Raw genomic sequence first — 9,447 nt, forward strand, 5'->3', positions numbered from 1 at the left:
CCGTCACTTCGTCCCACCAGAATCGTTAGCATCACACCATGCCCGCCTCCCCCACCGATGAGGGCCGCCGCAAGCACGCGGCGGACGACGCCGGCCGACCCGCCGGTCGGCGCTGGCGGCGACGGGGCGCGGCGGTCGCCGACGACGAGGTGCTGATCGAGCTCGACGAGGACGTCGCCCTCGACTTCGTGCGGCGCTCCGCCGAGGCGGACCGGGCCCACGAGCAGGAGGACCCGGAGCAGCTGGCCCTGCCCATGGACGGCGAGGCCGCCCCGCCCGTCGAGGACCGCGACGACGTCGACGTCCCGGGTGCGCCGGAGGACGCCAGCACGCAGGCCACCCGCCGGGTGATCGAGGACGCGCTCGCCATCGGCCTCACCGACCCCGACGAGCCCGCCCCCCACCGGCGCGGGTTCCTGCGCCGGCTCCGCCACGACGACGAGCCCGAGCCACAGCGCGCCGGTGCGCGCGGGCCGGGACCGGTCGAGCCGCAGCCGGACCAGCCCGAGGTCGCCGAACGCGAGGGCGCCGAGCCCGACACCGCCGAGGGCGCCGAGCCCGACACCGCGGAGCGTGCGTCCCAGCCGGACGAGTCGACCGACGCCCGCCCGGGGCCCGCACTCGACGAGACCGCGGAGCGCCCGGCCGTCGGCGCCGAGGCCGCCGAGACCGCCGAACGACGCCTGCCGGACCCGCTCTCGGACCCCCTGCCCGAGGGCGCCACCGCCGCGGAGCCGACGTCCGAACCGACCCCGGAACCGACCCCCGAGCCGGCCGCGGAGTCGGCCTCCGAGCCAGCCCGCGAGCCCATCCCCGAGCGGGCGGTCGTCGAGTTCGCCGAGCACATCCCGTGGCCGCAGGACGAGCTCACCGGTGGCGTCGCCCCGCGCCGGCGGCTGCTCCGCCGCCGCAACCACCAGGCTCCTCCGAATCCCGCGGCTCCCCCGGCCAGCGCTGTACCCACGCCCGGAGGAGTCGTCGAGCCGCTGGTCGAGCCCAGCGAGCAGACCCGGCGCGAGGCCGAGGCAGCCGCCGACCGGCGCCGCCGCGAGGCCGAGGAGGCCGTGGCCCGGCGGGCCGCCGAGCGCACCGAGGCGGAGGAGCAGGTCGCCCGGGCTGCCGCGGCCCGCGAGGAGGCAGACCGCGCCGCCGCCGAGCTCACCGAGGCCGCCCGGATCGCCCACGAGGAGCGGCTCCGCGCCGAGCAGCTCGCGGCCGAGGCCATCCGCGCCCGCGAGGCCGCCGAGGCCGCGGCCCGCGACTCGGCGAGCCAGGCCCGCTCGGAGTCCGCGATGCGGGTCACCGTCGAGCAGCTGGCCGCCGAGCAGGCCCAGCACGCCGCCAAGGCCCACGAGCAGCGCCTCGCGGCCGAGGAGCAGGCCCGTGCGCTCGCCGAGGCCGCTGCCGAGGCCGCCCAGGCCCGCGCCGCCGCCGAGGAGGCCGCCCGCCAGATGGCGCTGCGGGTCGAGCAGGCCCAGGAGGAGAGCCGCGAGCTCGGCCGCCTGGCCGGCGAGGCCGCCCAGCGCGCCGAGGCCGCCGCCGCCGCCCGCGAGCAGGCCGAGGAGGCCGCTCGGTTGATGGCCGAGGGCCGCACCCAGGCCGAGCGGCTCGCCGAGCAGCACGCCTCCGAGCGTGCCGAGGCCGACGCCACCGCCCGCCGGCTCGCCCAGGCCGCGGCCGAGGCCAGCGAGGCTCGCACCGTCGCCGAGGAGGCGGCCCGCGCCCACGCCGAGAGCGCCGAGCGCGCCCAGCAGGAGCGGCAGGCCGCCGAGGCCGCCGCGCAGCAGCAGGCGCTCGCCGCCCAGGAGTCCGCCCGGGTCGCCTACGAGGCCCAGCAGGCCGCCGAGTCGCTGGCCCACGCCGTGCAGAGCGAGCGCGAGGCCCGGCTGGAGGCCGAGCGGCTCGCGACGCTCGCCACCGAGCAGGCCGGAACCGCCCTCGGTGAGCGGCAGGCCGCGGAGCGCGCCGCGTCCGAGCAGGCCGCCCTGCGCGGTCAGGCCGAGGAGGCCGCGCGCGTCCAGTACGAGGCGGCTCAGGCCGCCCACGAGGCGCGGCTGGCCGCCGAGGCCGCCGCCCGCGAGCACGCCGAGGCCGCCCAGCGCGCCCAGGACGCCCGCGCCGAGGCCGAGGAGGCCGCTCGCGCCCAGGCCGCCGCCGCTCACGAGGCCGCCCAGGCCGCGATGGCCGCCCGGGCCGAGGCCTCCGAGCTGGCCGCGGCCCTCGAGGAGGCCCGCAACGAGCGGCTCGCCGCCGAGGCGGCCGCCAGCGACACCGCCCGCAGCACCTGGTCGGTCGTGGCCAAGGCGCAGGCGGCGCGGGCCGAGGCCGAGGAGGTCGCCGCCAAGCACGCCGCCGACCGGGGCAGCGCCGAGGAGGCCGCCGCCCGTCAGGCCGTGGTCGCCGCCGAGGCCCAGCAGGCCGCCGCCCAGGCCCGCCAGCAGGTGCTCGAGCTGACCCAGGCCCTCGAGGCCGTCCACGCCGAGCGGATCAACGCCGAGAACGCCGCCGCCGAGGCGCTGCGCCAGCGCACCGAGGCCGAGCAGGCCGCCGCCCGCCACGCCGCCGACCGCGGCACCGCCGAGGAGGCCGCCGCCCGCCAGGCCGAGCTGCTCGACCAGGTCGTGCGCGACCGGGCCAGCACCGAGGAGCAGCTGCGCGAGCTCGCCGCCCAGCTCGAGGAGCTGCGCGAGGGCCGGCTCGCGGCCGAGCAGGCCGCCGCCGAGGCGTTCCGCCAGCGGGTCGAGGCCGAGGCCGCCGCCGCCCGCCACGCCGCCGACCGCGGCACCGCCGAGGAGGCCGCCGCCCGCCAGGCCGAGCTCCTCGAGCAGGTCGTGGCCGACCGGCAGGCCGCCGAGGAGCAGGTCCGCGCCCTGGCCGCCCAGGTCGAGGAGCTGCGGCAGAACCGGCTCGCCGCCGACAACGCCGCGGCCGAGGAGTTCCGCCTGCGCGCCGAGGCCGACGCCGCCCGCCACGCCCAGCTGATGGAGCAGGTGCTGGCCGACCGCGCCGCCGCCGAGGAGCGGGTGCGCCAGCTCGCCGTCGAGCTCGAGGACCTCCGCGAGACCCGCACCGCCGCCGAGTCGGCAGCGGCGCAGGAGGCCGCGGCCCGTCAGGCCGCCGCCGAGGAGCAGGTCCGCCAGCTCGCCGCCCAGCTCGAGGAGCTGCGCGAGGGCCGGTCGCAGGCCGAGATCGCCGCCGCCGAGGAGTTCCGGCTCCGCGCCGAGGCCGAGGCCGCCCGCCACGCCGCCCTGCTCGATCAGGTCGTGGCCGACCGGGCCGCCGCCGAGGAGCAGGTGCGCCAACTGGCGGCCCAGCTCGCCGACCTGCGCGACAGCCGTCAGGCCGCCGACAGCCTCGCCGCCTCCACCACCGACGAGCAGTCGGCCCGCCACCACGAGCTGCTCGACCAGCTCGTGGCCGACCGGGCTGCCGCCGAGGAGCAGGTCCGCGACCTCGCCGCCCAGCTCGAGGAGCTGCGCGAGAGCCGCGCCGCCGACCAGAGCAACGCCGCCGCGATGTCGGAGGAGCAGGCCGCCCGCCAGGCCCAGCTCCTCGACCAGCTCGTCGCCGACCGGGCCGCCGCCGAGCAGCAGGTCCGCGACCTCGCCGCCCAGCTCCAGGAGCTCCGCGCGAGCCGCGACGCCGCCGAGGCCGGCGCCGCCGCGGCCGCCGAGGAGCAGGTCCGCCGCCTCGCCGCCGAGCTCGAGGAGCTGCGCCAGGCCCGCGCGACGACCGAGAGTCTCGCCGCCTCCACCACCGACGAGCAGTCGGCCCGCCACCACGAGCTGCTCGACCAGCTCGTGGCCGACCGGGCCGCCGCCGAGGAGCAGGTCCGCGAGCTCGCCGCCCAGCTCGAGGAGCTGCGCGAGAGCCGCGCCGCCGACCAGAGCAACGCCGCCGCGATGTCGGAGGAGCAGGCCGCCCGGCAGGCCCAGCTGCTCGACCAGCTCGTCGCCGACCGGGCCGCCGCCGAGCAGCAGGTCCGCGACCTCGCCGCCCAGCTCCAGGAGCTCCGCGAGAGCCGCGACGCCGCCGAGGCCGGCGCCGCCGCGGCCGCCGAGGAGCAGGTCCGACGCCTCGCCGCCGAGCTCGAGGAGCTGCGCCAGGCCCGCGCGGCCGCCGAGTCGGCGGGCGCCAGCGCCGCCGACGAGCAGGTGCGGGTGCTGGCGGCCGAGCTCGCCGAGCTGAGGGAGAGCCAAGCGGCCGCCGCGGCCGCCGAGCGGCAGGTCCGCGACCTCGCCGCCCAGCTCGACGGTGTGCGTGCCGAGCTCGACGCCCAGCGGGCCGAGGCCCGCGCTGCGGTCGAGGAGGCCCGCATCGCGGCGCAGCAGGCAGCCGTCCAGCAGGCAGCCGCCGCCTCGGCGGTGGCGCCGATGCAGCTCGAGCCCGAGCCGGAGCCGGTGGCCGTCGAGCCCCAGCCCGAGCCCGAGCCGGTGGCCGTCGAGCCCCAGCCGGTCGCGGCCGCCGCCCCCGTCACCCCGACCCCCGCCCAGGCGCCGCGCTCACCGGAGCGGGCGAACGTGATGTTCCAGCCGGTGCGCACCAACACCTACGTCAGCCTGGTGCTGAGCCTCCTCGCCCTGTGCGCGGCGACGGTGGCGCTCTACCTGGGCATCAACGAGCAGCTGCTGACGACCCCCGGCATCACCGCCACCGCCGTGACGTTGGTGCTGCTGATCGGGGTCAACCGGATGCGCGGCCGCCGGGCCCGGCTCTGGATCGACCGCGGGGTGCTGCACATCCTCACCGCCGACGGTCAGCACCAGTTCGACCTGACCAGCGAGAACACCCGGGTCGCCATGACCGGCCAGCCGGGCGGACGGCGGTGGAAGGTGCACTTCCTGCGCCGCGGGATGGAGCCGTTCGACATCACCGCCGACATGGTCGACCCCGACGCCTTCGTCGAGGCGATCCGGCGCTGGGTGCCCGAGCTCTAGCCGCAGCCGCCCAGACGTGGGAGACGGTCCAGGGTCAGCGCAGCCGCGGCCGCACGTGCAGCCCGACCTCCGGGTCGACCACGGCCTCCTGACCGGCCGGCATCCCGTCGACGACCAGCGCTGCGTCGAGCGGGACGTTGCGCTTGACCAGCCCCAGCGCGATCGGCCCGAGCTCGTGGTGGCGCGCGGAGGAGCCGACGAAGCCCACCACCCTGTCGCCGTGGAGCAGGTCCGCACCCACGGCGGGCAGCCGGTTCTCGGTGCCGTCGAGGTGCAGCAGGGTCAGCCGCCGGGGCGGGCGGCCCAGGGTGTGCACCCGGGCCACCGTCTCCTGACCGCGGTAGCAGCCCTTGTCGAGGTGGACCGAGCTGGGGATCCAGCCGACCTCGTTGGGGATGGTCCGCGCGTCGGTGTCGAGGCCGAACCGGGGCTCGCCCCGGGCGATCCGCAGCGCCTCGAAGGCCCACAGGCCGGCCGCCGGGCCCGCCGCCGCGGCGTACGCCGCCAGCCGGTCGCGGGGCACCAGCTCGTAGCCGGAGTGAGGCACCGCCGGGTCGCGCAGCGCCGGTCGCCAGGCGACGGCGAGCTCACCGGTGACGTCGGAGAGCTCGACACGCATCATGAACCGCATCCGGTCCAGGAACTCCAGCAGCGCCGCGGCCCGGCCGGGCTCGGTGTGGGCGACGAAGGCCTCGCCGTCGTCGACCCCTACCAGCGCGTGCTCCACGTGCCCCTGCGGGCTGAGCACCAGCGCGCCCGTCCACGTGCCGGGAGCGAGCCCGGTCAGGTGCTGGGTGGTCAGCGAGTGGAGCCAGGTCAGCCGGTCGGGCCCGGCGATCCGCACCACGTCGCGATGGGACAGGTCGACGAAGCCCTCGCCGGCCTCCAGGGCGCGTTGCTCGACGTTGAAGGAGCCGTAGTGAGCGGCGACCGGGGCGTCGAGCCCGTCGCCGGCCACCGCGCCGGGCAGCTCGAGCAGGGGGCTGGTCATGGTTCCTCGCAGGTCTCGCATCGGCCGAACACGGTCAGGTGGCCCACGTCGGCGACGAACCCGTGCTGCGTGCGCAGCGCCTCGAGCAGGCCGCCGGCCACCTCTGGGTCAACCGACTCCACGCGCTGGCAATTCCGGCACTTGAGGTGGAAGTGCTCCCGCCCGCCGACCGAGTGGTACGTCGGCGCCCGGTCGCTGAGGTGGGCGTGCCGCACCAGGCCGAGTCCCTCGAGCACCTCGAGGGTGCGGTAGACGGTGGAGGCGTTGACCGAGGGGGCCGTACGCCGGGCCTCGGCCAGCACCTCGTCGGGGGTCGCGTGGCCGAGGGTCTCGACCGCCGCCAGGATCAGCTCGCGCTGCGGAGTCAGCCGGTAGCCCTGCTCGCGCAGCCGGCTCCGCCAGTCGCCGCCCGCGTCGGGCCCGTCCGTCACGTCGTCACCGGCGCTGCAGCCGCGCCCAGGTGTGCGGCTGGAGCCCCTGGCCCATCGCGGCCATGTCGTGGGCGTAGAGCAGGTCGCCCTCGACGTTGCCGTAGAGGCGGGTGCCGCCGACGTACTCCTTGGCGGTCTCGGTGCGGGCGACCGCGTCTGTGGTCAGCTGGAGCTTGCCGCCGGTCGCCTCGCCGTACCAGATCTCGGCGAAGCCGGTGTTGTGGGCGAGCACGAGCTCGACGCGACCCTCCGGCTGGCAGCGCAGGAACCCGGTCTCGAGCGCCCCCTCGCGCACCTTCTCGCCCGCCTCGTCGACGACCCAGGCGCGCGAGAAGTAGTGGAAGAACGGTCGGCCGTCGTGGGTGAAGATCAGCTCCTGGCCGAACTGGAAGGCGTCGATCGTCGGGTAGTCGCCGTGCCCGTTGCCCGACCACGTGCCCAGCAGCCACGCGACCGGTCCGCAGTCGGGATGGAGGTTGTCGGGGAGCTCGAACGCCACGTCACGCACTCTACTGTCGCGGCGCACGGCCCTAGGGTGGGCGGGTGACCCGATCCCTCGTCGTCAAGGTGACCGCCGGGGAGGACGACCCCGAGCGGGCCAACCAGGCCTTCACCGTCGCCGCGGCAGCGGTGGCCATGGGCGCCCCGGTCTCGCTGTGGCTCACGGCCGGTGCGTCGTGGTTCGCCGTTCCCGGGCGGGCGGCGGACCTGCGGCTCCAGCACGCGACCCCGCTGCCCGACCTGCTCGCGACCGTGCTCGACGGCGGCACGGTGACCCTGTGCTCCCAGTGCGCGGCGCGGCGCTCGCTCACCGAGGACCAGCTGGTGCCCGGCATCCGGATCGCCGGTGCCGCGGTGTTCACCGAGGAGGCGCTCGCGCCCGAGGCGCAGGCGCTGGTCTACTGACCGGCCGGGTCCGCACGGGGGTGTCCGCGGAAGGCTGCGGGCCCGGCCCGCGGGACCACTAGACTCCCGTGCGATGACTCCCCCACCCGTCCCGCCCCCGCCGGAGGACTCCGGCCGTCGTTGGCGACGACGCGACCGGGCGACCCCCGTGTCGGAGGGCGGAGCCGGCGACCCGGCGGACGACGAGGCCACCGAGATCGCCGACGAGAACGGCGGGGACGGCGGCGGTGGCGAGCCGGGCCCGGGCCTGGACCCGGGCCTGGACCTGGACCGGGTGATCGGCCACCGCCCGGGCGGTCGGGCCGGCCCCAGCCCCTTCTTCGCGACCGAGGGGCACCAGGAGCCGCCGCAGGTGCCGGAGCCCGAGTCGCCGTTCGAGCAGCAGGTGGAGCAGGCCGAGGCCTGGGACCCCGACGACGACGGCACGGCGGAGCGCCCGGCGGTGCTCGCCGACCTGCCGCCGGCCGAGGAGCCGCCCCGCCCCGCCGGGCGGCGGATCCGCGCCGTCGACCCCTCCCAGCAGGAGCAGCCGCCGATCGCCGCGGCCACCCCGGCGGGCGCGTTCGTCGACGAGGTGGCCACCCTCCGCGCGATGCTGGCCCAGCAGCAGGCCGCGGCCGAGCGGGCCGCCCAGCTGCGGCAGGTCGCCGAGCAGGCCGCCGCCGAGCAGGCGGCCGACCGGCTGGTCGCCGAGGAGGCGGCCCAGGCCGCCGCCGAGGCCCGCCGGCTCGCCGACGAGATGGCCGCCCAGCACGCCGAGGCCGCCCGCGAGGCCCACGAGGCCCGGCGGATCGCCGAGGAGGCGAGCGCCGAGCTGGCCGCGGCCCGCCGCGCGGTCGAGGAGCTCGCCCTCACCCGCACCCAGGAGCGCGAGGCTGCCGAGCAGGCCGCCCAGGCCCAGGCCGAGGCGGCCGAGGCGGCCCGCCGCGACCGCCAGACCGCCGAGCAGGCCGCCCAGGCCCAGGCCCGGGCGCGACAGGCCGCCGAGGAGGCGGCCCGGCTCCAGGCCGAGCAGGCGCTCGAGGCCTCCGCGGCCCGCGAGGCCGCCGAGCAGGCCGCCGCCGCCCAGCACGCCGCCGCCGAGGCGGCGTTCGCCGCCCGGACGCAGGCCGAGGAGTCCGCCGGTACGGCGGCCCAGGACGCCGCCGGCGCGCTGCGCGACCGCGAGACCGCCGAGGTCGCGGCCCGGGAGGCTGCCGAGCGGCTCGAGGAGCTGCTGGCCGCCCACACCGAGCAGGCCCGGCGGCTCACCGAGCAGCGCGAGGCGGCCGAGCAGGCCGCCGCCGAGCAGGCCGCGGCGCGCGCCGAGGCCGAGGCCCTCGCCGCCGAGCACGCCCAGGCCCGCCGGGTCGCCGACGAGGCCGCGACCCACCACGCCGACCTCGCCGCCGCCGCCCACGAGGCCCGGGTGGTGGCCGAGGAGAGCGCGCGCGACCTGGTGGCCACCGCCGAGGAGTCGGCGCGCGCGACGGTGACCGAGGCCGAGCAGCGCGCCCGGGCGACCATCGCGCGCAGCGAGGAGCGGGCCCGCGACGCGATCCGGGTCGCCGAGGAGACCGCCACCGGCGCCTTCGCCACCGCGACGCAGGCCCAGGAGGCCCGCGCCGACGCCGAGGACGCCGCCCGTGAGGCGGCGGCGCTGGCCGGTCGGGCGGCCGCGGCCGAGCAGGCCGCCCACGAGGCCGCCGAGGCGCAGGCCGAGGCCGCCCGGCTCGCTTCAGACGACCGGGCGCAGGCCGAGGAGGCCACCCGCGCCCAGCTGGTCGCCGCCACCGAGGCGCACGCCGCCCGGCTGGCGGCCGAGCAGGCTGCGGAGGCCGCCGCCTCGGCCCGCGCCCACGCCGACGAGCTGGCCCGCCAGCAGGCCGAGGCCGCCGCCGAGGCCGAGCGCCGCAGGCGGGTCGCGGAGGAGAACGCCGCCGTTGCGGCCGCCGCCGCCGAGGACGCGGTCACCGGCCGCACCGCCGCCGAGCAGGCGGCGCACGAGCAGGCCACGCTCGCGGGGCTGGCCGCTGCCGCCGAGCAGGCCGCCCACGCCACTGCCGAGGCCCAGGCCGAGGCCGCCCGGGTCGCCCAGGCGGCGGCCGAGGAGTCCGCGGCCCGGGCCATCGAGCAGGCCTGGTTGGCCCGCACCGCACACGAGGGCCGGGTCACCGCCGAGGACGTCGCCCGGGCGGCCGAG

5 protein-coding genes and 1 pseudogene are annotated in these 9,447 nt (G+C 78.7%); 3 read left to right on the plus strand and 3 right to left on the minus strand.

Features of this window, described 5'->3' with window-relative positions; genetic code table 11:
• The first annotated feature begins 38 nt into the window (after nucleotides 1-38).
• Nucleotides 39-4,937, plus strand: a complete 4,899-nt coding sequence (locus tag JT721_RS15570; protein ID WP_205474161.1) for a hypothetical protein — start codon at nucleotides 39-41, stop codon at nucleotides 4,935-4,937.
• 34 nt (nucleotides 4,938-4,971) lie between these two features.
• Here the strand turns inward: JT721_RS15570 and JT721_RS15575 are convergent, their stop codons facing one another.
• Genes JT721_RS15575 through JT721_RS15585 form a run of 3 tightly spaced genes read right to left on the minus strand, consistent with a single transcriptional unit; the run spans nucleotide 4,972 to nucleotide 6,858 of the window.
• Nucleotides 4,972-5,928, minus strand: coding sequence for a folate-binding protein YgfZ (locus tag JT721_RS15575; RefSeq protein ID WP_205474162.1), 957 nt, complete (start codon nucleotides 5,926-5,928; stop codon nucleotides 4,972-4,974).
• Entirely contained in the window at nucleotides 5,925-6,359 is a 435-nt protein-coding gene (locus JT721_RS15580) for a Fur family transcriptional regulator (RefSeq protein ID WP_205474163.1), read from the minus strand. Before JT721_RS15580 ends, JT721_RS15575 begins: the two co-directional genes overlap by 4 nt.
• Before the next feature lie 4 nt (nucleotides 6,360-6,363).
• Nucleotides 6,364-6,858 carry an FABP family protein gene (locus JT721_RS15585; protein ID WP_205474164.1) on the minus strand — a complete coding sequence of 165 codons (495 nt, stop codon included), beginning with the start codon at nucleotides 6,856-6,858 and terminating at the stop codon, nucleotides 6,364-6,366.
• A 44-nt stretch (nucleotides 6,859-6,902) separates the two neighbouring features.
• On the opposite strand from JT721_RS15585, the gene JT721_RS15590 reads away from it, so the two are divergent.
• Both JT721_RS15590 and JT721_RS15595 read left to right on the plus strand, forming a co-directional pair.
• The gene (locus JT721_RS15590) at nucleotides 6,903-7,265 is read left to right on the plus strand and encodes a DsrE family protein (protein WP_205474165.1); all 363 of its coding nucleotides are present in this window, start codon (nucleotides 6,903-6,905) and stop codon (nucleotides 7,263-7,265) included.
• Between the two features lie 73 nt (nucleotides 7,266-7,338).
• Nucleotides 7,339-9,447: pseudogene (locus JT721_RS15595) on the plus strand (hypothetical protein); the annotation flags it as partial.

Origin of the sequence: Nocardioides sp. SYSU D00038, from assembly GCF_016924665.1 — a bacterium.
In the GTDB taxonomy this organism is placed as follows: Bacteria; Actinomycetota; Actinomycetes; order Propionibacteriales; family Nocardioidaceae; genus Nocardioides.

Coding starts and splice junctions, on each gene's coding strand:
- JT721_RS15575 (WP_205474162.1), bottom strand. CDS start 5,928: ATGACCAGCCCCCTGCTCGAGCTGCCCGGCGCGGTGGCCGGCGACGGG.
- JT721_RS15570 (WP_205474161.1), top strand. CDS start 39: ATGCCCGCCTCCCCCACCGATGAGGGCCGCCGCAAGCACGCGGCGGAC.